This window comes from Plantactinospora sp. DSM 117369 (assembly GCF_053764795.1).
Genome location: NZ_CM132446.1, coordinates 8,400,659 through 8,426,102 on the forward strand (window position 1 = coordinate 8,400,659; position 25,444 = coordinate 8,426,102).

General features: G+C 72.9%; 20 protein-coding genes, 1 tRNA gene and 1 pseudogene. 10 read left to right on the plus strand and 12 right to left on the minus strand.

Translation table 11 applies throughout. The features are described 5' to 3' along the window. Positions 1 to 10: 10 nt before the first annotated feature. Positions 11 to 2,176, plus strand: coding sequence for a transglycosylase domain-containing protein (locus ACSMXO_RS35840; protein ID WP_455415422.1), 2,166 nt, complete (start codon positions 11 to 13; stop codon positions 2,174 to 2,176). Positions 2,177 to 2,196: 20 nt separating this feature from the next. Here ACSMXO_RS35840 and ACSMXO_RS35845 read toward each other — a convergent pair whose 3' ends face one another. Both ACSMXO_RS35845 and ACSMXO_RS35850 read right to left on the minus strand, forming a co-directional pair. Beyond that, positions 2,197 to 2,778 (minus strand): GNAT family N-acetyltransferase, encoded by a 582-nt coding sequence (locus ACSMXO_RS35845; protein WP_318394962.1) that lies wholly within the window; start codon positions 2,776 to 2,778, stop codon positions 2,197 to 2,199. A gap of 266 nt (positions 2,779 to 3,044) precedes the next feature. Then, complete coding sequence (locus ACSMXO_RS35850) at positions 3,045 to 5,579, minus strand: cobyrinate a,c-diamide synthase (RefSeq protein WP_455415423.1); 2,535 nt, start codon at positions 5,577 to 5,579, stop codon at positions 3,045 to 3,047. Positions 5,580 to 5,781: 202 nt separating this feature from the next. Here ACSMXO_RS35850 and ACSMXO_RS35855 point away from each other — a divergent pair, with 202 nt between their 5' ends. Continuing rightward, positions 5,782 to 6,624, plus strand: coding sequence for an SURF1 family cytochrome oxidase biogenesis protein (locus ACSMXO_RS35855; RefSeq protein ID WP_455415424.1), 843 nt, complete (start codon positions 5,782 to 5,784; stop codon positions 6,622 to 6,624). Between the two features lie 168 nt (positions 6,625 to 6,792). Next, positions 6,793 to 7,413: a hypothetical protein gene (locus ACSMXO_RS35860; protein ID WP_455415425.1), complete on the plus strand. Its 621-nt coding sequence runs from the start codon at positions 6,793 to 6,795 to the stop codon at positions 7,411 to 7,413. 20 nt (positions 7,414 to 7,433) lie between these two features. Here ACSMXO_RS35860 and uppS read toward each other — a convergent pair whose 3' ends face one another. The 3 genes from uppS to ACSMXO_RS35875 form a co-directional block, all read right to left on the minus strand. Then, positions 7,434 to 8,129 carry a polyprenyl diphosphate synthase gene (uppS, locus tag ACSMXO_RS35865; protein WP_455415426.1) on the minus strand — a complete coding sequence of 232 codons (696 nt, stop codon included), beginning with the start codon at positions 8,127 to 8,129 and terminating at the stop codon, positions 7,434 to 7,436. A 50-nt stretch (positions 8,130 to 8,179) separates the two neighbouring features. Beyond that, positions 8,180 to 10,078, minus strand: a complete 1,899-nt coding sequence (locus ACSMXO_RS35870; RefSeq protein WP_455415427.1) for an ATP-dependent DNA ligase — start codon at positions 10,076 to 10,078, stop codon at positions 8,180 to 8,182. A 77-nt stretch (positions 10,079 to 10,155) separates the two neighbouring features. After that, a complete protein-coding gene (locus ACSMXO_RS35875; RefSeq protein ID WP_318394956.1) occupies positions 10,156 to 10,362 on the minus strand; it encodes a hypothetical protein in 207 nt (68 codons plus the stop codon). A gap of 184 nt (positions 10,363 to 10,546) precedes the next feature. On the opposite strand from ACSMXO_RS35875, the gene ACSMXO_RS35880 reads away from it, so the two are divergent. Continuing rightward, on the plus strand, positions 10,547 to 12,244 hold the full coding sequence (locus tag ACSMXO_RS35880; protein WP_455415428.1) for a hypothetical protein: 1,698 nt from the start codon (positions 10,547 to 10,549) through the stop codon (positions 12,242 to 12,244). A 182-nt stretch (positions 12,245 to 12,426) separates the two neighbouring features. Here the strand turns inward: ACSMXO_RS35880 and ACSMXO_RS35885 are convergent, their stop codons facing one another. The 3 genes from ACSMXO_RS35885 to ACSMXO_RS35895 all read right to left on the minus strand — a co-directional run bounded on the left by ACSMXO_RS35885 (position 12,427) and on the right by ACSMXO_RS35895 (position 15,712). Continuing rightward, positions 12,427 to 13,788: a dipeptidase gene (locus tag ACSMXO_RS35885; protein WP_346260024.1), complete on the minus strand. Its 1,362-nt coding sequence runs from the start codon at positions 13,786 to 13,788 to the stop codon at positions 12,427 to 12,429. Between the two features lie 52 nt (positions 13,789 to 13,840). Next, positions 13,841 to 15,004 carry a M48 family metallopeptidase gene (locus ACSMXO_RS35890; protein WP_346260025.1) on the minus strand — a complete coding sequence of 388 codons (1,164 nt, stop codon included), beginning with the start codon at positions 15,002 to 15,004 and terminating at the stop codon, positions 13,841 to 13,843. Between the two features lie 105 nt (positions 15,005 to 15,109). After that, on the minus strand, positions 15,110 to 15,712 hold the full coding sequence (locus ACSMXO_RS35895) for a uridine kinase family protein (protein WP_346260026.1): 603 nt from the start codon (positions 15,710 to 15,712) through the stop codon (positions 15,110 to 15,112). 48 nt (positions 15,713 to 15,760) lie between these two features. On the opposite strand from ACSMXO_RS35895, the gene ACSMXO_RS35900 reads away from it, so the two are divergent. Beyond that, positions 15,761 to 16,171 (plus strand): rhodanese-like domain-containing protein, encoded by a 411-nt coding sequence (locus ACSMXO_RS35900; RefSeq protein WP_455415429.1) that lies wholly within the window; start codon positions 15,761 to 15,763, stop codon positions 16,169 to 16,171. 221 nt (positions 16,172 to 16,392) lie between these two features. On the opposite strand, the gene ACSMXO_RS35905 is transcribed toward ACSMXO_RS35900, so the two are convergent. Next, a complete protein-coding gene (locus ACSMXO_RS35905; protein ID WP_455415430.1) occupies positions 16,393 to 17,964 on the minus strand; it encodes a cobyric acid synthase in 1,572 nt (523 codons plus the stop codon). Between the two features lie 32 nt (positions 17,965 to 17,996). Further along, positions 17,997 to 19,070 carry a cobalamin biosynthesis protein gene (locus ACSMXO_RS35910; RefSeq protein ID WP_455415431.1) on the minus strand — a complete coding sequence of 358 codons (1,074 nt, stop codon included), beginning with the start codon at positions 19,068 to 19,070 and terminating at the stop codon, positions 17,997 to 17,999. A 363-nt stretch (positions 19,071 to 19,433) separates the two neighbouring features. On the opposite strand from ACSMXO_RS35910, the gene ACSMXO_RS35915 reads away from it, so the two are divergent. Then, complete coding sequence (locus tag ACSMXO_RS35915; protein ID WP_455415432.1) at positions 19,434 to 20,948, plus strand: acyltransferase family protein; 1,515 nt, start codon at positions 19,434 to 19,436, stop codon at positions 20,946 to 20,948. A 272-nt stretch (positions 20,949 to 21,220) separates the two neighbouring features. Here ACSMXO_RS35915 and ssb read toward each other — a convergent pair whose 3' ends face one another. Continuing rightward, positions 21,221 to 22,069, minus strand: coding sequence for a single-stranded DNA-binding protein (ssb, locus tag ACSMXO_RS35920; protein WP_455415433.1), 849 nt, complete (start codon positions 22,067 to 22,069; stop codon positions 21,221 to 21,223). Positions 22,070 to 22,240: 171 nt separating this feature from the next. Here ssb and ACSMXO_RS35925 point away from each other — a divergent pair. The 3 genes and pseudogenes from ACSMXO_RS35925 to ACSMXO_RS35935 form a co-directional block, all read left to right on the plus strand. Further along, positions 22,241 to 23,272 (plus strand): annotated as a pseudogene (locus tag ACSMXO_RS35925) (alpha/beta hydrolase); the annotation flags it as partial. 560 nt (positions 23,273 to 23,832) lie between these two features. Then, the gene (locus ACSMXO_RS35930) at positions 23,833 to 24,006 is read left to right on the plus strand and encodes a hypothetical protein (protein ID WP_346263689.1); all 174 of its coding nucleotides are present in this window, start codon (positions 23,833 to 23,835) and stop codon (positions 24,004 to 24,006) included. Between the two features lie 305 nt (positions 24,007 to 24,311). Continuing rightward, a tRNA-Arg gene (locus ACSMXO_RS35935) sits at positions 24,312 to 24,387 on the plus strand. Between the two features lie 251 nt (positions 24,388 to 24,638). Here the strand turns inward: ACSMXO_RS35935 and ACSMXO_RS35940 are convergent. Continuing rightward, positions 24,639 to 24,884 carry a winged helix-turn-helix transcriptional regulator gene (locus ACSMXO_RS35940; protein WP_455419391.1) on the minus strand — a complete coding sequence of 82 codons (246 nt, stop codon included), beginning with the start codon at positions 24,882 to 24,884 and terminating at the stop codon, positions 24,639 to 24,641. On the opposite strand from ACSMXO_RS35940, the gene ACSMXO_RS35945 reads away from it, so the two are divergent. Continuing rightward, complete coding sequence (locus ACSMXO_RS35945) at positions 24,768 to 25,298, plus strand: AAA family ATPase (RefSeq protein ID WP_455415434.1); 531 nt, start codon at positions 24,768 to 24,770, stop codon at positions 25,296 to 25,298. The genes ACSMXO_RS35940 and ACSMXO_RS35945 overlap by 117 nt on opposite strands. Positions 25,299 to 25,444: the final 146 nt, after the last annotated feature.

The following is a 25,444-nucleotide window of genomic DNA, read 5'->3' on the forward strand; positions in this document are numbered from 1 at the left end:
GCTTGGAAACGTGACCAACCCCACCACTCGCCCTGCCCCTGGTCGACTCGTACCCCTGCTCCGTGCCGGCCTGATCGCCGGCGTGGTCGTCGCGGCGGCGCTGTTCCCGTTCGTCGCGGTCGGTGGGCTGGCCGCCAAGGCCGGCGCCGACCTGGTGGAGAAGACCCCGGCCGATCTGCTCGCCTCGGCGCCGGCACAGACCAGCTACGTCTACGCGGCCGACGGGACGACCCTGATTACCACCTTCTACGAGGAACACCGGCGGTACGTGCCGCTCTCCCAGATGTCGCCGTACATCCAGCAGGCGATCGTGGCCTCGGAGGACTCCCGGTTCTACGAGCACAACGGGGTCGACCCCAAGGGCGTGCTCCGGGCGTTCGTCGCCAACCAGCAGGCCGGCGGGGTGTCGCAGGGCGCCTCCACGCTGACCATGCAGTACGTCCGGATGGCCCTGCGGGACAGCGCCAAGACCCCGATGGAGGCGCGGCAGGCCACCGAGCAGACGCCGCTGCGCAAGCTCCGCGAGATGCGACTCGCCCTCGACCTGGAGAAGGAGACGACAAAGTCGCAGATCCTGGAGCGCTACCTCAACTCGGCCTACTTCGGCCACCGGGCGTACGGCATCTACTCGGCGTCGGAGATCTTCTTCTCCAAGCTGCCGAAGGACCTCACCCCGGTCGAGGCGGCCACCCTCGCCGGGCTGGTGAAGGCGCCGACCACGTACGACCCGGCCAGCTCGGACCGGAAGGCCGCCACCGACCGGCGCAACTACGTACTCGACCGGATGCAGGCGATGGGCTACCTGTCCCCGCAGGCCACGGCGGCGGCGAAGGCCGAACCGATCCAGCTCCGCCTCAGCAACCCGCCGAACGACTGCATGTCGGTGCCGGAGGAGCACAACAGCTGGGGCTTCTTCTGCGACTACCTGAAGGCCTGGTGGGCCGCACAGCCGGCGTTCGGCAGCAACTCCCTGGAGCGCCTCGACAAGCTGCGCCGGGGCGGCTACACCATCGTCACCAGCCTGGACCCGAAGATTCAGGAGGTCGCCGACGAGCAGGTACAGGCCGGGGAGTCCAACGGCAGCCCGTACGGACACGGCCTGGTCGCGGTCGAACCCGGCACCGGGTACGTCAAGTCGATGGCGGTGAACCGGACCTACTCGCTGGACCAGGACGAGAACGGGCCGCACTCCGACCCGAGCAAGCGCACCCGGATGAAGGGCAACTACCCGAACACCGTGGTCCCGCTGCTCGGTGGCGGCGATCTCCCCGGCTACCAGGCCGGATCGACGTTCAAGATGTTCACCATGCTCGCCGCGCTGGACGCCGGGCTGCCGCTCAGCACGGCGTTCAACTCACCGCACCGGTTCGTCTCGATCTACCCGGACGGCAGCGGTGGCCCGACTGACTGCGGCGGCTACTGGTGCCCGTCGAACGCCAGCGGGGCGATGAGCGGCCACCAAACCATGTGGTCCGGCTTCGGCAAGTCGGTCAACACGTACTTCGTCTGGCTGGAGCAGAAGGTCGGCGCCGAGAACGTGGTCCGGCTGGCCGAACGGTTGGGCCTACAGTGGCGTACCGACATCGACAAGCGGCAGGCTTCGCCGAGCCAGGCGAACAAGTGGGGCTCGTTCACCCTCGGGGTCTCCGACGTCACCCCGCTGGAGATGGCCAACGCGTACGCCACGGTCGCCGCCGAGGGACGGTTCTGCGAGGCGCTGCCGGTCACCTCGATCGTCGGGCCGGACGGCACCCCGGCGACGTACCGGACCGGGGCCGGGATGGATCTGGAGATCGCGCTCCCCCGGTGCAGCCAGGAGGTCGGCGCCGACGCGGCCCGGGCCGCCACCGACGCCGCCCGGTGCCCGACCGGGGACACCCCGGCCCGGGGCTCCTGCGGCGGCTGGTCCACCGCCGACCGGGTCCGGGGCATCGTCGGTCGGCCGGTGGCCGGCAAGACGGGTACCACCGACAGCGACCGGGCCGCCTGGTTCGTCGGCTACACCCCTGAACTGGCCGCCGCGAGCTTCCTCTCCGACCCGGACAGCCCGATGAACCCGGTCGGTTCGGGCCCGGCGAACAAGCCGATCGACGCGGTCGCCGGATTCCTGAAGGGCGCGCTGAAGGATCAGCCGGTACGCCAGTTCAATCCGCCCTCCGCGGAGATGACCGGTTGACCGGGCGAGGGCGCACAGCCTCAGTGGCCGGGTGAGTGCAGATCGGCGGCGACCAGGGACCAGACCTCCAGGTCGACCCGGCCGCTGTGCACGTACCCGGCGTTGCGCAGCAGCCCCTCGTAGGTGAACCCGGCCTTCTCGGCGACCCGTCGAGACGCGGTGTTGCCAGGTGCCACCCGCAGCTCGAGGCGCTGGAAACCGTGCTCCAGGATCAACGCGACGGCAATCGCGTCGACCGCCTCCGCCGCCATGCCGAACCCGCGCGCCTCCGGCGCGATCGCGTACGACACCTCGGTGACCCGGCCTCCCCAGTCGGTACGCTTGGTCCACAGGCAGCCCACCAGCCGCTCGTCCTCGCGCCGGATCACGCCGTAGTGGTCGCCGTTACCGCTGTCCCGCCGTTCCTGGGCCATCTCGGTGCACCAGGCGTCGGCGTCGATCTGTCCCAGTTCGCGCTGGAACGGCAGCCAGCGCTGGGTCTGCTTGTCGGCGAAGATCACCGAAACCGCCTTCGCGTCCGACCCCCGCAGCGGTCGTACGTGCACCCGTGGCGTCGACACGGTCAGGGTCGGAAAGCGGCGCACCGCCACCTCTCCGCTCATGCCGCCGACTCTCCCCGCTCGCCGCCGGACCGCCTCCCGACCGTGCTCCTCCGGCCCGGCTCGCTGCCGATCCGGCCGTGCCGAACCGCCCATCCGGTCACAACCGCCACCTCATCTCGGCTCATGCCCGCCACCGGCCCGACATCATCCGCGACGCCCGCGCACGCCGCTCGCCCCGGATGCTCCCCGTGGACGCGGGCCCGGACGCTCCGCACAAACGCCGGCCCCGATCCGCGAGCACGCCGCCGGCCGGGTCGTCGACCGGATCACGGCACCGGTCCACCGGCCGGGCTGCTCGGCACGGCACCGGCCACCGGCTCGGACCCGGCCGCCTCGCCCGGTCCGGCGACCTCCGCCGCCGCCACGGTATCCGTCCGGCTCGCCCCGGGCGCCACACCCGAGCCGTCACCGGCCCTGACCGGCACTGGCCGGTCGGCGGTGCCTTCCGGCACCGGTTGCTCGTCGACGGGTACCGGCCTCGGACGTGGCGCGGGCGCGGCCACCGGTCCGGGAGCCTCGCCCCCGCCAGTCGGCCTCGGCCGGGCCTGCGGTGCCGGTCCTGCCCCGGGCATGCCGGTGGCCGACCTCGGCGCACCGGACGGCGGAGGGCTGGTCGCTCCCTGGGGTGGACCGCCGGCCGGGCCGGAGGCCCGTTGGCCGGCAGACGGTCCGGCCGGCGATGCCGGCGCGGCTGAGGGTGGCCCGGCAGGTCGCGGTCGAACCGGTGCGCCGGTCGCCGGGCCGGGGCCGGGGCCGGGGCCGGCGGCCCTCGGCGCCGGGGCGCCCGGCGGAACCGCGCCCGGCCGGATCGGAGCGGGCTGGGCAGCGCCGCCAGACGGCGCGGCGCCACCGACCGAAGCAGGACCGCCAGCCGGAGCACGACCACCAGCGGGACCAGAGCCACCAGCCGGAGCAGGACTGCTAGCCGGCGCACGACCACCAGCCGCAGCAGGACTGCTAGCCGGAGCACGACCACCGGGTGGCGCGGCACCACCGGACGCGGTGCCGGACTCCGATTGCCGGGGCGTGACCGCATCCGGACCGACCGGAACGGCAGGTCGGCCAGCAGCGGACGGCGGGACCGGAGCGGACGGCAGAACCGGAGCGGACGGACCGGCCGGTGCCGGAGGTGCCACCGGAGCAGCCGGTCCGACCAGGCCCGACGGGGAGACGGAGGCCGGCGGGGAGACGGAGGCCGGCGATCCGACCATGCCTGGTGACACGGGTGCGGTGGGATTGGCCAGGCCCGCTGGCGAGACCGGAGCGGACGGCGAGACCGGACCCGCTGACGGCGCCGCGGCGGCCGGCGCAACCGGGACGGCCGGTGGCACGGCAGCCGTACCGGCCGGGGCAGGCGTACCGGCCAATGCGGGCGTACCGGCCGATGCGGGCGTACCGGCCGGGGCGGGCGTACCGGCCGGGGCGGGCGTACCGGCCGATGCGGCGGCGGCGACCAGGCGGCTGGCGATCACCGGGCTGCTAGCCCAGTGCAGCGTCAACTGGGAGGCGTGCACCCGGCGCCAGACGAAGCCCTCCGGCGGGCCACCGCCCCAGCTCCACGCCGGGGTCTGCCCCGCGCGTGGGGTCAGTATCCCGCGATGCTGCTTGTAGCCGACCACCCGGGCGCCGAGCCGGGCCACCGGAGTGTCCGCCCGTGCCGTCGCCTCGCGGTAACCGACCACGGTGCGGTCCAGGCTCGCCCCGACGGCGTCCAGCACCCCGCACATCGGGCGCCCGTCGAACTCCCGGGCCAGCCAGAGCAGCCCGGCCCCCTCGGCGATCACCGGTCGACCCGTACGGGCCAGTTCCGCGACCGCGATGCAGAGCCGGCGGTTCGCCGACAGCTCCTCGGCGTACGTCTCGGGCAGCGCACCGCCGATCACCAGGGCACCGGTACCCGCCGGCAGCACCTCGTCGCGGAGCGGGTCGAAGGCGACCACCTCGGCACCGGCCGCCGCCAGCAGTTCAGCGGTCTCGGCGTACGAGTACGACAGGGCGGGCCCGCCGGCCACCGCCACCACCGTACGGGTGACCGGCGCCTCGCCGACCGGGCCCAGCTCGGCGAGCGCCTCCGCGGCCGACCAGGCGGTCACCGGCACCCGGGGCGCCGAGCGGGCCAGCGCCAGCAGCCGGTCGAGGTCGACGGCTCCGGCGATCGCCTCGCCGAGCCGGCGCACCCCCCGGTACGCCTCCACGCCGCGCTGCATCACCGGCACCACACCGTGCTGCCGGGACGGCAGGACGGCGGGCAGGTCGCGTCGGCGCAGCGCCCCGAAGACCGGTACGCCGATGTCGTCCAGCGCGTCGCGGAGCAGTTGCTCGTGTCGGTCCGAGGCGACCCGGTTCAGGATCACTCCGCCGAGCCAGAGCATCTCGTCGTACGCCCGGAAGCCGTGCGCGAGCGCGGCGACCGACTGGCCCATCGAGCCCACGTCGACGACCAGCACCACCGGGGCCCGCAGGGTGGTGGCGATCGCGGCGGTCGAGTCGACCTCGGGCCGGCCGGCCAGGCTGTCGAAGAGCCCCATCGTGCCCTCCACCACCGCGATCTCGGCGTCGGCGGAGCCGTGCGCGAAGAGCGGGGCGATCCGCTGCGAGCCGACCAGCCGGGGGTCGAGGTTGCGGCCGGGCCGTCCGGCGGCAAGGCCGAGATAGGCGGCGTCGGTGTGGTCGGGGCCGACCTTGAACCCGGCGGCGTCCAGCCCCCGGGCGGCGAGCGCGGCGAGCAGGCCGACCGCGATGGCGGTCTTGCCGTGTCCGGACGACGGTGCGCTCACCACTACGCGCGGCGCGTCGATCATGGTCGGCTCCTCGGGGCGCGGTCACCGCCCCCGTGCGGGCGGTGCGGAGGTTCTGGTACGGACGGTGGTGGTGCGAGGGACGGCCCGGCCCGACCCGTCGATCGAACCGACGCGCGTGAGGATACCCGGCACCGGACGCCGCGCCGGCCCGCCGAGCCGGCCACCTGGGAAACCGGCGGGACCGCCCGGGTAGCCTCGTGCTGTGTACCGGTTCCTGCTCACGCCCCGCTGGCTGGGCATCCTCGCGCTGACCCTGGCCGCGGCCACGGTGATGGTGCTGCTCGGCAACTGGCAGTTGAGCCGCTATCAGGAGCGGGCCGCGATCAACGAGCGGATCGACGAGACCGCGACCCTGGCGCCGCTGCCGGTGGACCAGGTGCTGCCCCGGCCGGATGGCGCGGCCGGCACGGTCGGGCAGGCGCCGCCGGCCGGCGCGGCCTGGACCCGGGTCACCGTGACCGGGCGGTACGACAGCACGAACGTGATCCTGATCCGCAGCCGTACCGTCGAGAGCAGGGTCGGCTTCGAGGTGCTCACCCCGCTGCGGCTGGCCGACGGCAGCGCCGTCCTGGTGGACCGGGGCTGGATTCCGCCGGCCGCCGGCGGCAGCGCGCTCGCCCGACCCGAGATCCCCGCCGTACCGTCCGGTGAGGTGACCGTGGTGGGCCGGGTGCACCTGTCGGAGAGCAAGCCGGACGCCGTCACCCGGCGGGACGGCCGGATCGAGACCCGGCGGATCGCCGTACCGGCGCTGGCCCGGGAGCTGCCGTATCCGATCTACTCGGCGTACCTGCTGCTGGACGAGCAGACCCCGGCCGCCGACCCGGCCTTCTCCGCAATACCGATCCGGCACGAGAACGACTGGCAGAACGGCGGGTACGTCGTCCAGTGGTGGCTCTTCGCGCTGCTGACCCTGGTCGGCTTCGGCTGGGCGGCCCGCCGCGAGGCGCGCGGCGACACGCCGGACGGCGACGGCAGCCGGGACCGGGCCGGTCAGGACCGGGACCGGCTGGACCAGCCGGCCCCGGCCACCCCGAGCCCTTGAGCGCCTGAGCCCCTGAGCGCCGCCGGCGATCCCGTCGCTGCCGCCCGCGCCCGTCCCGGCCGACCACCGTGCCGGCATCGCCGTACCGGGCGCACCTCGGGGTGGCGGCGGTCACGGTCCGGGTTAAGGTCTGCGGAACGGCCGGTGTGGCACTGGGGAGGAGCCGGCATGAGCGTGAACCCGAGCGGAGCGCCGGACGTACCTCCGCCACCACCGACCGATCCGTGGCCGACCGACGCCTCGGTCTCGCCTGGCTATCCGCCACCGTCCACCCCGGAGGACCCGCCGACCCCGACTCCGGGCTATCCCGGGCAGCCCTATCCGGTCAGCGGGCAGCCCTATCCGGGTGCGCCGCAGCCCTATCCTGTGCCGGCGTTGCCGTACCCGGGCGGGGGCCAGCCGGGCGGGGGTACGCCGTGGTCACCCCCGGTACCGCCGGAGCCGGTGGTCGCGCAGATCGGCGAGATCGCGGTCACCTCGTCGACGGTACGCACCCCGAGTGGCGACCTTCCGCTGGCCGGCTCCCAGTGGCACGTGGCGGACTACTGGCAGAGCGAGCAGAAGACGCCCACCTGGGCAATCGTGGTGGCGGTGGTCGGCTTCTGCGTGCTGACCGTGTTCAGCCTGCTGTTCCTGCTGATCAAGGAGACCGTCCACCGTGGAACGGTGCAGGTGACGGTGACCAACGGCCTGCGGCAGTACGTCGCCCGGATCCCGGTCACCGACCAGTTCCAGGTCCAGCAGATCCACCAGCAGGTCAACTACGCGCGGTCGCTGGCCGCGATCTGACCGCCGGTCGAATGCGGCGGTCAGGCGCCGTACCGGCGCTGCCGGCCGGCGTACGACCGCAGGGCGCGCAGGAAGTCGACGTACCGGAAGCCGGGCCAGTACGCGTCGCAGAAGTACAGCTCCGAGTAGGCCGCCTGCCAGAGCAGGAAACCGGACATCCGCTGCTCACCACTGGTCCGGATGATCAGGTCGGGGTCGGGCCTCCCCTGGGTGTAGAGGTGTGCCGCGATGTCTTCGGCGCTGAGCCGCTGGGCCAGTTCCGCCGGGGTCGTACCCGCCCGCGCCGCCTGGTCCAGCAGGGAGCGGATCGCGTCGACGACCTCTGCCCGGCCGTCGTAGCCGACCGCGATGGTCAGGTGGAACCGCGCTCCGCGGTCGGCGGTCGCGTCCCGGGCCAGCTTCAGCGCGTGCCGGGTCGAGTCGGGCAGCGTGTCGAGCCGCCCGGCCAGGTGCAGCCGCCACCGGCCGGGACGTTCGGCGAGCCGGGCGGCGACGATCCGCTCGACCACCTCCATCAGGTACCGGACCTCCTCCGACGGCCGCTTGCGCAGGTTGTCGGTGGAGGCGACGAAGATCGTCACGTGTTCGATGCCGAGGTCGGCGCACCAGCCGAGCACCTCGTCGACGTGCTCCGCGCCGTACCGGTGGCCAACGCTCGGGTTCTCGAAGCCCTGTTTCCGGGCCCACCGCCGGTTGCCGTCCATCACCATCGCCACGTGCCGGGGCAACGACCCGGTGACCAGGCGGAGTGGGACCCGCGACGGCGTCAGTCGGGGCGCCGACCTGCGTGGATGGCCCGTACCGTATCGATGGTGTCCGCCTCCGCCGCGGTCTTGTCGTCGCGGTATCGCAGCACCCGGGCAAAGCGCAGCGCCACGCCGCCCGGATAGCGCGGACTGCTCTGCACCCCGTCGAAGGCGATCTCCACGACCTGCTCGGGCCGCACCTGGACCACCCAGTCGCCGCGCTCCACCGCCAACTCCTGGAACCGCTCGGTCTGCCAGCGCAGCAACTCGTCGGTCAGCCCCTTGAAGGTCTTGCCGAGCATCACGAAGCCGCCGGTCTCGGGGTCGCGGGCCCCGAGGTGCAGGTTCGACAGCCAGCCCTTGCGCCGGCCACTGCCCCACTCGACGGCGAGCACCACGAGGTCGAGGGTGTGCCTCGGCTTCACCTTGACCCAGGCGGCGCCCCGCCGGCCCGCGTCGTACGCCGCCTCCGGCGCCTTGACCACGATGCCCTCGTGCCCCGCGTCGACTGCGGCGGCGAACGCCGCCGAGGCCTGCTCGACGGTGTCGACGGTGATCCGCTCGACGAGCTGCGCCGGCGAGACGGTTCGGGCCAGCGCGGCCCAGCGCTCGTGGCCTGGCGCGTCGAGCAGGTCGACGCCGTCCAAGTGCAGGATGTCGAAGAAGTACGGCGTCAGCACAACCCCGCCGCTGGTGTTCGCCGCCGCGACCACCGACGGGGCGACCGTCGCCGGACGCTCCGGCCCGGGGATCTCGGCGGGCGCCGTTCCGGAGGTGCCGATCCGGGGCACCTCGGAGATGTCCACCGGCCCCACCGACCGCACCGACCCGGCCGTCGACGGCGCGACCGGCGCCGCGCCGAAACTCCGGGTGCCGCCCCCGTCGGCGTCGGCGCCGCCGCCCGCACCGGTGGCAGCTCTCCACTCGCCCGACACGCCGTCGACCGCTCCCGCCACGCCCGGGGCGCGGTCAACGAGTTCCGCCGCCTCGCGCCCGGTGCGTTCGGCCTCGGTGGCCCCGGTGTCGCCCGGCGCGCGGCCGACCTCGTCGCGGACGGCCCGGCGGGCTCCCCTGGTGGCCGCCCGACTCGCGGTCTCCTGGAACGGCCGTGGCCGGCCGGAGGCGTCGAGCGCGATCGCCTCGCCGTCCAGCACCAGCTCGCGGGCCGGCAGCGCGCGGACCGCCGCCACCACCTCGGGAACCCGCGAGGTGATCTCGTCGAGGCTGCGGGTGAAGACCGCGATGTCGTCGCCGGAGCGGTGCACCTGGATGCGGATGCCGTCGAGCTTCACGTCGACCACCGCCGGCAGCCCGACGGTGGTCAGCGCCTCCTCGACCGATGCCGCACTCTGCGCCAGCATCGGCGCGAGCGGACGGCCGACCTGCAACGCGAACCCGGTCAGCGCGGCCGAGCCGCCGGTGAGCGCGGCCGCCGCGACCGTCTTCAGGTCACCGGCGAGCAACAGGGCCCGGCGGACCGCCGGCAGCGGCACCTCGGCCGCCCGGGCGACCGCCTCGGCCAGCAGGCCGGCCTGGGCGCCCTGCCGCAGCTCCCCGCTGAACAGGCCGAGCAGCAACCGCCGCTCCTCGACGGTGGCGGCGCCGAAGAGGGCGGCCAACAGCTCGCGACGGCGCTGCTGCGAGCCCGCTCCGCGCACCTCGGCGAGCTCGGCTATCGCCGCGTCGACACCGGCCACCGTCAGGGTCGGCTGCTCGGCCGCCGGTGGCAGCTCGCGGAGGCTGGCGTAGCCGACTCCGGTCTGCCGCTGGCGCAGCTCTCCGGCCAGGTAGCCCGAGCCGGCGACGAGTTCCTCCGGGGCGAGCTTGCGCAGCGCCTCGGCGAGCAGCTCGACCTTGGCCCGCCGCCCGGAGGTGGCGGCGACGGCGGCGGAGGTGGCTGCCAGATCAACGAAGCGCACGGCTCCATCCTGGCAGCCACCGCCGACATATTTCGGCCGGCCCGCCCTCGTCCCCCGGCTGAGCTGGGCGGGGACGGTCAGGCCGGGGCAGGCTCCTCGATGCGCAGGCCACGGGCACGCACACTGTCGGCCACCCGGGCGAGGGCGGCGTCGAGCGCGCAGAGAACGGTGGAAAGCTCGCCGAGCTGGTCCCGGAGCGCATCCTCGGACCACGCGGAGACGTCGACGTCCCGCAGCGCACTGACCGCGGCGTCGAGCCGCGCGATGGCCTCGTTCGTACTCATGTTCGAAATCTTACCGCCCCGACGATCCCGCCGGGCGCTTTCTCCGCTTTCTTCCCGCGGACCTCCGCTGGCGGGACGAGTGGGCTATCTTTCGACTACGGACATCCGTCCTCTGTCCACACTCCCCTCCGGCCAGACGCGGTCCGTTCCCGGACCCGGGCTCCGGCGAGAACCCCGGAGAGTCATGACGAACGCCATCCTCCGCCCAGGCAGCCGGGTCGGCGCGGCTGCCGCCGCAGTGCTCGCGACGCTCGCCCTCACCGCAGCGCCCAGCCCGGCGCACGCCGCGGCGCAGCCACAGTTGCAGATCTCCAGCACCGCCGACGCGACGATCGACACCGACGGCGCCACCATCGGCTTCCACCTCCGCAACACCGGGGACGCACCGGCCACCGCGGTCAGCGCGATCTACGACGCCCGCTCCACCACCGGCGACATCATCTTCTCGGTCCCGTCCGGCGACGAGGACTGCCGCCAGTCCGGCAAGGCGGTGGACTGCCAGCACGGCGACCTGGCGCCGGGGCAGGAGCGGCTCGTCCGGCCGATCATGCTGCGCAGCACCGAGGACGCCCGGCCGGGCCCGGCGGGGATCGTCCGGGTCAGCGTCTCGGCCCAGGGCCCGGATGGCACGGTCTTGACGACGTACGAGCTTCCGGTGAGCATCCGGGCCACCGGCTCGGGCCTGGTGACCGAGGTCGACGACCTCGGTTCCGCGCAGCAGCGGGTCGGCGGCGGCGACCGCAGTCCGCTGCACGCCACCGTGTTCAACTTCGGAAACAGCACGCTGCCCGGCTTCCGGCTGACGATCACCCTCCCGCTCGGGGCGACCTTCGCCGAGCGCTACGGAGACTGCGTCTACGGCGACGACCTCCCCGGCGATCCACCGACCGGCTACGTATACGGCCCGCAGCAGGTGACCTGCCAGATGCACCTGATCCTGGAACCCGGTGCCGGGGTCGCCTTCTCCGATCCGGTATCCGGCGACGCGGCGTTCAACGTCGTCTTCGGCAAGAACCTGCCGGGGCCCACCGAGGAGACCGGCCGGTTCGAGGCCGGCGAGTTGACCGAGCCGCTCCCCGAGGCCCAGCGCCGGGCCGGAGCGCCGGACGGCCCGTCGCTGGCCGGCAAGCTCGCCGAGTTGCGAACCAAGGCGGAGCAGCGGGCCGGGACCGGGCAACAGTCCCCGGTCAAGCCTCGCACCCCGGAACAGGCCGGCGGGAGCGAGCAGCGGACCACGCCGGGCCGGCAGGCCACGACCGGCGACGCCGGCCCGGCCCGGGTGGCCGCCGGGGCCGAGCCCAACGTCGCCGAGTTCAGCATCTGGACCGAACCCAACAACCACGATCTCGAGGTACGCGCCACCTCGGTCACCGGCTCGGTCGGTGACACCGTGGAACTGCCGTACACCATCACCAACCACGGGCCGTCGGACGGCGGCGCCGCCTGGCGGATCGTCGCGCCGAGCGGCACCGTGCTGCTGCCCAGCCCGTGGTGCACCTTCCGGGACGAGCAGGGTGAGCCGGTCGCTGAACTGACCGAGGTCGACTGCGGCACCGAGAGCCAGTGGCCGGCGACCGCCTCCGGCGAGGGCGTGGTGTCGTCGGTCGCACGGGTGAAGATCAAGTCCGCGCCGGGCACGAACGGCACGATCACGATCCGCAGCCTCGGCCCGTCGACGGAGACGGGTCCGAAAAGCAACACCGCCCAGCTCCTGATCAACGAGCCGGGCGGTGGTGGCGGCGCGGACGACGACGGGCTCCCGATCACCGGGGTCCGGACCGGTCCCATCGCCGCCGTCGGCGGCAGCGCCCTGCTGCTCGGTGCGGTGCTGCTGCTACTCGGCCGGCGGCGCCGGTCGACGACATCCCCGCCCGCCGAGTAACCCGTACGGGCGCCACGCAGGCGTGTCGACGCGTCAGGGGGGTCGTGACCGGCGAATCCGGTCCGGCCCCCTTGACCTCCGCCCCCCTTGACCGTCCGTCCCCGACCGTCCGACTCCGGGGTCCGGCACGCCCGGTCCCGACGGGGAAACCCGCGCGGTCGGGCCGGGCAGCTCAGGTCAGGTCAGCCGGCGGCGGCCTCGGCGACCTTGGCCAGCAGCAGCGCCTCGGCCAGGCATACCCGGGCGAACTCCCCCAGGTGCAGGCTCTCGTTCGGCCCGTGCGCCCGCGCGTACGGGTCCTCGACGCCGGTCACCAGGATCGCGGCGTCCGGAAACATCCGGCGGAACGTCTCGATGAACGGAATGGAACCGCCGACACCCATGTCCACCGGCTCGACGCCGTCCCAGGCGGTCCGGAAGGCGGCCCGGGCCGCGTCGTACATCGGGCCCGAGGCGTCGATCACGCAGGGCTCGCCGTCGTGTTCCAGGGTCACGGTGACGCTCGCCCCGTGCGGGGCGTACCGGCGCAGGTGCTCGGTCAGGGCGGCGTACGCCTTCGCCGCCTGGTCGCCCGGGGCCAACCGGACGCTCAGCTTGGCCTTCGCCGACGGGACCAGCGCGTTCGGCGCCTCCGCGGTCGGCGGTGCGTCCAGCCCGATCACCGAGATCGCCGGCTTGTTCCAGAACCGGTCGGTCAGCCGGCCGGTGCCGATGAACGAGACCCCGTCCAGCATCCCGGCCTCGGTGCGCAGCCGCTCCTCCGGATAGTCGACGGCGGCCCCCGCCGTGCTGACCAGCCCCTCCACCGCCACGTCGCCGGCCGGGTCGTGCAGGGTGGCGAGGAGCTGGCAGAGCGTGGTCAGCGCGTCCGGTACGCCCCCGCCGAACATGCCGCTGTGCACGGCCTGGGAGAGGGTACGGACCTCCACGAAGCAGTTGACGATGCCGCGCAGCGAGGTCGTCAGCGCGGGTACCCCGATGTCCCAGTTACCGGAGTCGGCGATCACGATCACGTCGGCGGCGATCTCGTCCCGGTGCTCGGTGAGGAGCCGCTCCAGCGAGTCGGAGCCGTACTCCTCCTCACCCTCGACGAAGAGCACCACGCCGACCGGCAGTGCGTCGCCGAAGGCCCGCAACGCGGCGACGTGGGCCAGCACCCCGGCCTTGTCGTCGGCGGCGCCCCGTCCGTAGAGCCGGCCGTCGCGCTCCACCGGCTCGAACGGGTCGCTCTGCCAGAGGCTCAGGTCGCCGACCGGCTGCACGTCGTGGTGCGCGTACAGCATCACGGTCGGTGCCCCGGGCGGCGCGGGACGCCGGCCGATCACCGCCGGCTGGCCGCCGGACCGGACCACCCGCACGTCGAGGGAGCAGCCGCGCAGCAGCTCGGCGACCGCCTCGGCGGAACGCTCGACCTGGGAGTGGTCGAAGCCGTCGAAGGCGATGCCGGGGATCCGGACCAGCCGCTCCAGGTCGGCCCGTACGCCGGGCAGCTCGCGCTCGATCGCGGCACGCAGTTCGGACTCGGTACGGATAGTCGTGGTCATGGAAAAGATCGTAGGCGGCGTCGAGCAGGCGTGATCGGCCGAGTCCCGGGTGCTACCGGGCTTCCCCGGCCGGAGGTTCCGGTGCGTCGCCGTCGGCGTCCGGGCCGGCGGGACCGGTCGGGCCCGGCTTGCCGCTCCGGCGGGTACGGCCGGCGGCCCGGGCGGCGGCCTCACCCGCCGCGTTCATCCAGGAGCGGGCCCGGCCCGCGCTGCCGCCGGCCCACTCACCGAGGTCACTGGCGCCGTCGCCGAGCCGGCGCAGCAGACCGACCAGCGGGTCCTGGGAGCGTCCGAAAGCCTCCCGGTACGACTCCGCCGCCGCCTTGATCTCGGCGGACACCGAGGTCAGGTCGTCGTCCTCCCGGCGCGGATAGTCGCCACCGAGCAGTCGGGCGTACTCGCCGGAGTCGACCCACCTGCGCAGGTCCGCCGCCCGGGCCACCGGCACCGGGTGGGTACTCCAGGCGGTCATCCGGATCTTGTGCAGGCTGTCCCGGAGGTCGCCGCCGCCGTCGTACTCGGAGGCCTGCTCCAGGAAGGCGGCCGTGTCGATCTGGCTCAGGTCGCCGCCGCCGGCCAGCTTCATCAGCACCCGCAGCGCCGCCGCCGGGTCCTGGCCGGCGAGCAGCCCGGCCCGGTCACCCGACAGCTCCGCCTTACGCCACCACTCCAGCATCGCGGCGATGATCGCCCGGAGGGCGAGCGCGCCGACCGGCAGCCAGCTCAGGTTGGCCGCCCACCGGGTCAGGATGGTCAGGATGGTCTTGTAGACGGCGTGCCCGCTCCCCACGTGCCCCAGCTCGTGGCCGAGCAGGAAGCGGAGCTCGTCGTCGTCGAGCTGGTTGACACAGGCCGAGGTGATCACGATGAACGGCCGGTCGAGACCGATCGCCTCACCGGTCAGCCAGGGCGACTGGGTCACGAAGAGTTCCGGCAGCTCGGCCACGTCCAGCGCGGCGCCGGCCTCGGCGTAGAGCCGGTAGACCCGCGAGTACTGCCGGTGGTCGACCCGGATCGCGGCGGCCAGATAGGAGAGCCGGAAGCCGCGTTCGTTCCACATCCCGAAGAACGCCTTGACCACGTCGTCGAAGCCGCGCAACTCGCGCAGCGCGGTCAGTGCGCCGCGGTCGGCCGGATGTTCCCAGGCCCGGGAGCTGATTCCGCCGAGTACCACCCGCCGTCGGGCGGGAGTGCCACTCGTACCGCCTGCCGTCATGGTGTCCCCCTGCGTCGGCCTGTCCTGCCGATCGTGCCGCAGCGATCCGGATACGTCCATAAGCGGACCAGGGTCAGTCCGTCACCAGAGCCGGAGGTCGGTCCGTCACCGGAGCCGGACGAAGGCGGCGCCCTCCAGCGCCGAGCCGGCGGCACCGTCCACCACCAGGTCGGCCCGCTCGGCGGTACGGTCCGCGGCGAAGTGCGCCCGCTCACCGCGACGCCATACCGTGAGCTGAGCTGCCAGCGCGGCGCCGTCCCGGGCCAGGGTACGGTCCCGGCACAGCTCCGCCGGTGCGGTCACGAAGACCGCCAGGCTCAGCTCGGCGGCGATCACCGCGCGGGCGCTGGAGACTCCCTCGACGATCACCACCGGGGCGGGCGGCAGCACCGTCCAGCCCGGCCCGAAGCTGCCCCGGGCCCAGTCGTACCGGCGGTACCGCGCCGGCCGGCCGGCGCGGAGCGGGGCGAGTACCCACTCCTCCAGGCGTGGCCAGAAGGTGAACTGGTCCGCCCAGCCGTCGAGCAGGTCGTCGGTGTGCAGCACCGGTGTGGCGGCGTCGAGCGCACCCGCCAGCCGGCTGGCGAAGACGGTCTTACCGGCTCCGCTCGGCCCGTCGACCGCGACCAGTCGGGTCCGCCCCAGCCGGGCCGGCTGGCGCAGGATCCGCGCCGCCAACTCGGCGTACGACTCGACCACGGGTGACATCCGGCCGACCCTACTCCCGGCTGAGCTGGGTCGGGAGACAATGATCCAGTGTCGGATCAAGATCGGGGCGTCGCCGCGCTGCTGGCTCGCGCCCGTGTCGGGGTACGCCGCCTGACGCCGCTGGAGACGCTCGCGGCGGTCCGGCGCGGGGCGCTGCTGGTGGACACCCGTACCGATCCGCAACGGGCGGAGCAGGGCGAGCTGCCGGGGGCGCTGGTGATCGACCGCACCGTGCTGGAGTGGCGACTCGATCCGGCGAGCGGGACGCGGATCCCGGAAGCGGCCGGCTACGACATCGAGATCGTGGTGGTCTGCCGGCAGGGCTACAGCTCCAGCCTGGCGGCGGCCAGCCTCCGGTCCCTCGGACTGTGGCGGGCGACGGACCTGATCGGCGGCTTCGAGGCCTGGCGGCGAGCCGGGCTGCCCTGTGCCGACGGCCCGGCCGACGTGCGGAGGTGACTCCGCCGCACGTCGACGCGCCAGACCCGAGCCACCTGCCGGCGGGGTGACCGGCCGGGCGGCACCTGCCGTCGGCGTCACCGGCCGGACGGCACCACCGTCGGGGTCACCGGCCGGACGGCACCACCGTCGGGGTCACCGGCCGGACGGCTCCTGCCGTCGGCATGACCGGCCCGCGTCGGAGTGACGGGCCGGGAGGCACCTGCTGTCGGAAAAGGCGGCTATCTCGCCGGAACGCGCGGGGCCGGGGCGTGTGCCGGCGGTGCGCCCGGCGCGACGAACGGTAACCCGGCCGGCGGTCCCTGCTCGACGAGCCGCCACAGCGCGGTGGTGTCGAGGTGCTCCTCCACCAGGTCGCCGAGGAGGTCCAGGGTGCGTTCCCGGGCCGCGCCGAACGAGGTGTCCGGGGCGACCTGGAAGCCGTGCCGGCCGGCGAGTCGGGCCACCTCGGTGAGGAACCGGCGACGAAACCCGTCCGAGGTGAACGCGCCGTGCCAGTGGGTGCCGAAAAGGTGGCCTACCGCCGCGCCCTCCAGCCGGCCGTCCGAGTAGTGGATCAGTGCTGACGGTGCCGGATCGGCACCGGAGACGTACCCGTGGTGGATCTCGTAGCCCTGGACCGGGACCGACCCGAACGCCGTGCCCACCGATCGCGTCACGGTCTTGGTGGCGCCGAAAGTGATCTCGATGGGCAGCAGGCCGAGGCCGGCGACCCGGCCACGCCCGCTCTCCACCTCGTCGTCGATGCTGCGGGCCAGCATCTGGTAGCCGCCGCAGATGCCGAGCAACGGCCGCCCGGCCGCCACGTGTGCGTGCACCACGTCGGCCAGCCCGGTACGGCGCAGCCAGTCGAGATCGGCCACGGTCGACTTCGTGCCGGGCAGTACGACAAGGTCGGCGGCGGCCACCTCGGCCGGCTCGACGGTCAGCCGAACCCGTACCCCCGGCTCGGTGGCCAGCGCCTCCACGTCAGTGGCGTTGGAGACCCGGGGCAGCCGGACCACCGCCACGTCCAGCCACTCGCGGCCCTTCGGCGGTGCCGGTCGGCCGAGCACCCGCCCGTAGGCGAGCGAGTCCTCGGCGTCCAGCCAGAGGTCGACGTGCCAGGGCAGCACCCCGTAGGTGGGTCGCCCGGTGAGCTGGGTCAGCATGTCGAGCCCGGGACGGAGCAGATCCAGGTCGCCCCGGAACTTGTTGACCACGAAGCCGGCCACGAGTTCCTGGTCGGCGGCGTCCAGCAGGGCCACGGTGCCGAACATCGACGCGAAGACGCCGCCCCGGTCGATGTCGCCGACCACGATCGTCGGCAGCCGGGCATGCCGGGCCAGGCCCATGTTGGCGTAGTCGGTGTCCCGCAGGTTGATCTCGGCCGGGCTGCCCGCCCCCTCGCAGACCACCACGTCGTACTCGGCGCGGAGCTCGGCGAGCGCCTCGAAGGCGGCCGTGGCGAGCCGGGGGCGCAGGGTACGGAAGTTGCCGGCGGTGACGGTGTCGACCGCCCGGCCGAGCAGCACCACCTGGCTCGACCGGTCACTACCGGGCTTCAGCAGTACCGGATTGAACCGCAGGTCAGGTGGCACCCCGCAGGCGGCGGCCTGCATGGCCTGCGCCCGACCGATCTCGCCGCCCCGCCCGTCCGGCCCGACCACCACCGCGGAGTTGTTGGACATGTTCTGCGCCTTGAACGGCGCCACCCTGACCCCCTGGCGGTGCAGCCAGCGGCAGATGCCGGCGGTGAGTACGCTCTTGCCGGCGTCCGAGGTGGTGCCGGCGACCAGCAGACCGCCGCTCATCGGGCTCACCTGGCTCACCGGTTTCGTCAGGCTCACCGGGCTGACCGGGCCCGCTGGTCGGCTGCCCGGATCGGCCCCGGTGACGTCCACTCCGTCCCGGAGGGTGTGGCGAGTCTTGGCAACCGGCGGGCGAGCCAACCGGCTGTGACCCGGCGCGGCCGGCTGGTGGCCGCGTACGCCACCGCCAGGCCCAGTGCGGCGAGCCCGACCGCTCCGGAGAGCCGGGCGGCCCGATCGATGTGCCGCACCTCCGGCCGAGGGCCGTCCCCGAGGAACGGCCGGACCTCGGAGCGTCCGAAGTAGACGTTGCGGCCGCCCAGCCGGACGCCCAGCGCACCGGCCATCGCCGCCTCGCACTGCCCGGCGTTCGGACTGGGATGGTCCGCCCGGTCGCGCCGCCAGATCCGCCAGGCACGCGTCCGGTCGCCCCTGACCAGCGGGGCGGCGGCGATGGTGAGCAACCCGGTCAGCCGGGACGGCAGCAGGTTGAGCAGGTCGTCGAGGCGGGCGGCGGCGGTGCCGAACCGGGCGTACCGCTCCGATCGGTGCCCGACCATCGCGTCCAGGGTGTTCGCCGCCCGGTAGCCCAGCAGACCGGGCAGCCCGGCCACCGCACCCCAGAGCAGCGGCGCGACCACCGCGTCGGAGGTGTTCTCCGCCACCGACTCGACGGTGGCCCGGGCGAGTTCGGGCTCATCCAGCGCGGCCGGGTCCCGCCCGCAGAGGTGGCCCAGCCGTTGCCGGGCCGCCGGCACGTCCGCCCGGCGAAGTGCCTGGCTCATGACCGTGGCTTCCCGCCGCAGGGTCCGTCCGCCGAGCACCGTCCAGGTGGCGGCGGCGACCAGCGCCGCGCGGGTCAGCGGCCGGTGCCGGGTGGCGACCGCCGCCGCCCCGCCGAGCACCACCGGTACGCCGACCGCCAGCGCCGCGAACCCGGCACCCGACGTACGCCGAGGCTGGTACATCCGGCGTTCGAGCGCGGCTGCGAACTGCCCGAAACCGGCGACCGGATGACCCCGCCGGGGGTCACCGAAGAGCGCGTCGAGTGCATAGCCGGCGGCCAGCCCGGCGGCGTTGGCCGCGCCGCCGGCCAGCCACCCCGGCACCCTGTCCCGACCGCCGGTCCGACGCGTCCGGCCGGGTCGTCTCCTGCCGCGCCGGCCCACCGCGTCGCCGGTTCCGGACAACCTGCTGTCTGGGCGCACGGCGACCACCTCCCCTGTCGCGGAGCCTAGTCCGGACCGCGACGAGGCCGATCAACACCTCACTGACCAGCGACAGTGCCGGTGCGGCGGGTCGGGCGGTGCACGCGCCCACGACGGGCCACCGCGGCACCGGATAGGGTCGCGGGCGGCCCCGCGACAGCGGGGTACGCAGCCGGGAGGCGCCGTACGACCGGACATCCCGGCACAATCCGGCCGACGGGAGGCGTAAGTGCTGGCCATCGATGTGCCTATCGAGGAGGTCCGATGACCAGTGTGACGCCCGTCACCGAGGAAGCCGCCAATCGATCGGCCACGGCCGGTCGGGTGCAGGAGGCCGGCACGGCGCAGGAAACTGGCACGGCGCAGGAAACTGGCACGGCGCAGGAAGCCGGCACGGCGCAGGAAGCCGGCACGGCGCAGGAAGCCGGCACGGTGCCGCAGGCCGACGGAGCAGCAGGTGGCAGCGAGCGGGCAGGCGCCAACCAGGCGACGGATGCCGGCCAGGCAGGACGAGGTCGCGCGAACGGCGCGCTGCACCGGCTGCCGTCCCTGACCGGGCTGCGGTGGGTCGCCGCGATGCTGGTCTTCGGTTTTCACATCGGCACCATGCAGATCGTCGCCGAGCCCGGATATCGCCAGATCGTCGACTGGGTCTTCACGCTCGGCCTCTCCGGGGTGCAGTTCTTCTTCATCCTCAGCGGCTTCGTGCTGGTCTGGTCCGCCCGGCCGGGTGACACGAAGCGTGCGTTCTGGCGGCGTCGGGCCGCGAAGATCTATCCGAACCACCTGGTCACCTGGGCCGTGGTCATCGCACTCGCGTTGTACTGGGCCGACCCCGTCAACCTGAAGGCAGCGCTGGCCAACCTGTTCCTGGTGCAGGCCTGGATCCCGGTTGACGGCTACTTCTACAGCATCAACAACGTCAGTTGGTCGCTCGCCTGCGAAATGTTCTTCTATCTCTCGCTGCCGTTCGTCCTCCCACTGATCCGCCGGATGCGGGCGTGGCAGCTCTACGCCGTCGTCATCGCCATGCCTCTGCTCATCCTGGCGATGTGGCCGGGCCAGCAACTGCTGCCGGAGACCGCCCGCTGGTGGTTTACCCAGATCTTCCCGATCGTGCGCTCCTTCGAGTTCTGGATGGGCGTCGCCGCCGCCGAGCTCATGCTGCGGGGGAAGTGGCGAGGGCCGGGGCTGCTCGTCTCCACCGGCCTCTTCGTCGCGATCTGGGTGGCGTCGATGGAGTGGATCCGCGCCGAACTCTGGACCACCGTGCTGGCCTTCGGCTACGTACTGGTGATCGCGAGTGCGGCCCGGGCGGACACCACCGGCCGCTGGTCGCCCTGGCGGTCCCGACCGCTGGTCTGGCTCGGCGAGGTGTCGTTCGCGTTCTATCTGGTCCATGTGTTCCTGATCAAGGCCATCTTCCGGTTCGCCGGGCACACCGGCGGGTTTCCCGGCTGGCAGGGCCCGGTCGTGGCGATCGCCCTGCTGTTGGTGAGCATCGCCGCCGCCTGGTTGCTCTTCCAGTTCGTCGAGACACCGATGATGCGTCTCCTCAGTCCTCGACGCCGGCCTGGAACCGCACCACCGCGATCCACCGTCGTACGCCAGCGACAACCCGAGCAACCGGGTGAATCGGCTGTGGACACCAGGCCGGAGCCGATCGGAGACGATGCCGGGCCGGGGCCCGCCGGAAAGGCTGCCGGGGCGGTGCCGGCACCTCGGCATGGCCAGCAATCCCGGGAGGATTTCGACAGCCGCCCCCGAGCGAGGGCTTAGTTCGGAGACCGGAAAGGGTGTGGTATCTCCCTCACCCACAGCGCCCACGGCCCCCGTAGCAATAGACAACCGGCTGCATCACGGTGGAGTGGGGAGATCGGCCGGTGCCGCGACCGACCTCCCCACCCTCGGCCGGCCCGGATGGCGGTGGGGAGGCGACCACCGCGTCGATCCGGGCGACCCGCTGTCCGGCACCTACCGGGGCCGGACCGCCGGACCAGGCGTGTTCGGGCCAGAACCCTTCCGGCCACGAGCGCCTGGGCCGGATGTGTTCAGACGGACACCGGCAGTCGGCCACGGCCACGGCGGCCACGCCCGGCGCCGCCGGTCTTGCCGAGGTCTGCGGTGTCGGCGTCGTTCTCGTCGCGGAACTCCTGGTCGTCCTCGTCCCCGCCGTTGGCGCCGAGGTCGATCTCGCCGTCCTCGACATCAACCGCGTCGATGCCGTCCCGCCCTTCGTCGCCACTGCGCGGACCGTAGGCGCCGCCAGTCGGCGAGGTGACCGCCTCGGCCGGGCCGGTCACGTCACCGTCGGGCAGCCCGTCGAGGTCGATCCGGCCGTCGAAGGGGTCGGCCGGCAGGTGGGCCGAACCGAAGTCCTGGCCCGGCGGAACCGGCAGGCCACGGTATTCGTCGTCGTCCAGCGGGCGCTCGTCGGGCGACACCGGCGCTTCCTCGGGCGGCACCGACTCGGTGGTCTCGCCGTGCACCCGGGCCTCGGCCTCGGCCTCCTCCATCGAGGAGGTCGCCATCGACGGCCGGTTGCGGGCGAACCTTCCCCTTCCCCGGGACAGGTCGTGACCGACGGCCACCGCCTCCAACTCGTACATGGTCCGGTGGTTGCCCGCGTCGTCGGTCCAGTCCCGCGTGTACAGCCGGCCGACCACGACGACCGGGTCGCCGACCATCACCGAGGAGGCGACGCCCTCCGCCAGCTTCCGCCAACAGTTCACCCTGACGCGCAGGCTGTTGCCGTCGACCCACCGCCCGCTCTCCCGGTCGAGGCGACGGGCGGTCGAGGCCACCTTGAAGTTGGCCACCAGGGTGCCGCTCTGGGTGGTACGCCGCCATTCCGGGGCGGTCAGCACATTGCCGACAATAGTTACGTAAGTATCGAACATCGTCCCTCCACAGGGATCCAGTTGTTCCCGTCCGAGCCGACTCGACCGACAGCGTCGCCGCCGTACCCGACAGGCCGCCACCGTCGCCGGCCCGCCTGTGGACAACCGAATGCCCTGTGGAAAAGGCCCTGATCAAGGACTGTTCTGGTATTGCCGAGTAGCGTCGGAGAGGTGGAACCGGACCTGCTCGGACCGCCCTACGAGCGGCAGACGATCGACCTGGGCCGCGATGAGGAGGGGCCGGTCCTGGCCACCCTGATCCGGCGCCGGGCCAGCCGGCCGAGTGATCGGGGCGTGCTCTACGTGCACGGCTTCGTCGACTACTTCTTCCAGACCCACCTGGCGGACTTCTTCGTCGAGCACGGCTGGAACTTCTACGCGATCGACCTGCGCAAACACGGGCGCAGCCTGCTGCCGCACCAGACACCGAACTTCTGCCACGACGTGACGGAGTACTTCCCGGAACTCGACGCAGCGGCCCGGATCATCCGCGAGACGGACGGCAACCGGACGTTGCTGGTCAACGGACACTCGACCGGTGGCCTGGTCACCGCACTCTGGGCGCACGCGCGCCGATCCGCCGGTATCGTCGACGGACTTTTCCTGAACAGCCCGTTCTTCGACCTCAACATGCCCTGGCTGGTCCGCCGGCCGGCCCTGGCGATGCTCGCCCGGATCAGCCATCGGATGCCGTACCGGACCGTCCCCCGCCGGCTCTCCGCCGTGTACGGCCACAGCCTGCACGCCGAGCACCGGGGCGAGTGGACCTACGACCTCACCTGGAAGCCGGTCGACGGTTTCCCGATCCGGGTCGGCTGGCTCGCCGCGATCCGGCGGGCGCAGCGGCAACTGCGGGCCGGGCTGGAGATCCCGGTACCGGTCCTGGTGAGCATCTCGGACCGCAGTTTCCGGGGGCGGACCTGGCACGAGTCCGCCGCGCTGTCGGACGCCGTACTCGACGTCGAGCACATCGCCCGCTGGGCGCCGAAGCTGGGTCGGCACGTGACGCTCATCCGCTTCGACGGCGCTCTGCACGACCTCACCCTGTCCGGGCCGGCCGTACGTCAGCAGGTGTTCACCGAGTTGGCCCGCTGGGCCTCGGCTTACGTCGCTTCGAGCCCCGCACCGGCGGCCGCTCCGGCCAGTCCGTCGTCCCTCCGTCACCCGATCGCTGCCGAGGCAGACGGTACGGGCCGGGCTCCGAGCCCGACGCGCCCCGCCACCGGCCCGGTTCGGGTTCCGAGTCCAGCTCCGGCTCCGGACGAGGGCCGCCATGCCACCGGGCCCGGCCGGCCCCTGATCCCGGCCGGGGATCGTCCCGCCGGCGGTCCGGCTCGGGTGCGGACTCCGGTTCCGGCCGAGAGTCACCTCGCCACCGCCCGGGAATCTGGCCCGGCTCCTCCGCTCGGCGAGCGCTCCGCCACCGGTCCGGCTCAGGTTCCGGTCCCGGGGCCGCGCCCCGCCAGCTCCCCGGCTCCCGGAACGGCTCCGGCTCCCGGAACCGCTCCGGACCCTCGCGCGCAGTCTCCCGGAACCGCTCCGGACCCGCCCGGAGGCCACGGTCCCGCTCCGGACTCTCCCGGCGATCCGGCTCCTCCCACTGATCCGGCTGTGGCTCGGCCTCCGGCGTCGTCCGGTATGCCGACCAGCCGCCCTGCCGCCACACCAGCAGCTCGCGACTGAGCAGATTCTGGTCGCCCGCGAAGAAGATCCGGTCCACCGCCCGCCGCACCTTCTCCATGCCGGGCCGGGACGCCGTACCAGTGACGATCACCACGTCCCGGGCCGGTACGCCGACGACCAGCTCGCCCGGCACGGACCGCTCCAAGTCCTCCCAGACCTCGGCGGCGAGCAGCACGGTGGATTCCAGCCCGCCGAACGAGAGCATCGGCGCGGGCGGCTGTCCGTCGATCCGCAACCGCGGCAACAGCCGGTAGAGATTGTCGACGGCCACCTGCCGCAGCTCAGCCTGGCTGACCTCAAGCTCGTCCAGGTCATCCCAGGTGACAAGGCGATTACCGTACGGTGGTCCGAACGAGTAGCCGACGTCGAGGTCCTCGGTGAAGTCTTCGAGCAGGTGGTTCTCGCCGTACCTGGTGTCTTCGGTCGACACCAGCAGCGGCAGAAACATTGTGCTCGTCAACTGCACGCTTTGAAACCTAGTATGTGCAGGCCAGATCGTCACGTCCTCGCCGACCGTTGTCCCGGCAGCGGTAGCCTGCTGGGGCACACGACCACGCCCGCGCCCGTAGCTCAGCGGATAGAGCAGCTGCCTTCTAAGCAGTTGGTCGCAGGTTCGAATCCTGCCGGGCGCACCAGCGCGAGGCCCTGACCAGCGACGCGAGGCCCTGACCAGCGAAACGCCGGCCAGGACCTCAAGGTCTGCCCATGCGAACTTGGATCGTCCCCCGAAACCCCTCGGTAACGCCTGTCGGCGATCAGGTCGTGGCGCGCCCGCGTTGCGGGGTGCAACTGTCCGAATGCCCTGCGGCCCTGCCTCGGTTGGGTCAGCCGTGTTGGGTGATCAGTTCGCGGGGTTTGGCGGCGGTCAGGGTCGCGATCCGGGCGGTCACCGTGCGGGTGAGCAGCCCACGCGTTCCAGCTTGCGCAAAATCTGGGTGAGCATCTGCTGGCTGACACCGGCGATGCGACGGGTGAGTTCGCTATGCCGCTGAGGGCCGTCGGTAGCGTTGTCCCCATGTCGAAGATTCTGGTAACCGGCATGTCGGGAACGGGCAAGTCGTCGGCGCTCGCCGAACTTGGCCGACGCGGTTATCGCGCCGTAGACACCGATGATCCGGGCTGGCGCGAGTATCGCGAGTATGTTGAGTTCTCTGACGAGGTGCACCGCGGGGAGTGGCTCTGGGTCGAGGAGAGGATCACCGCGCTGCTGGACTCCGATGATGGTCGCTCACTCTTCGTTCAAGGGTGCGTGAGGAACCAGTCGAAGTTCTACGACCGTTTCAACGCGGTCGTCCTGCTCAGCGCCCCTGCTGACGTGATCCTCGACCGGGTCGCGCGCAGAACGACGAACGAGTACGGGAAGACTCCGGTGGAACGAGCGATGATCTTGGATGACCTCGCCAGGGTCGAGCCGGTGCTCAGAGCGAGCTGCACGCATGAGCTGGATGCCAGCCGACCGCTCGATGAAGTCGTCGCCGACTTGATCGCGATCGCATCGCATCCGACGATGGCCTCGCGATCACTCCAGCCGGGGTTCGTCATGTAGGTGCTGGTCGATCAGCGGGTTGTCGCGGCGTCGATAGTGGCTGGTTTTGGCGCGGGCTTGGTGAGGCGGCGCCAGCGGTACCAGGCCAGCCAGTGGGTGATGGTGCGTGGTGGCGGCGGCGAGTTGGGCGGACATGCGGCGGCTGC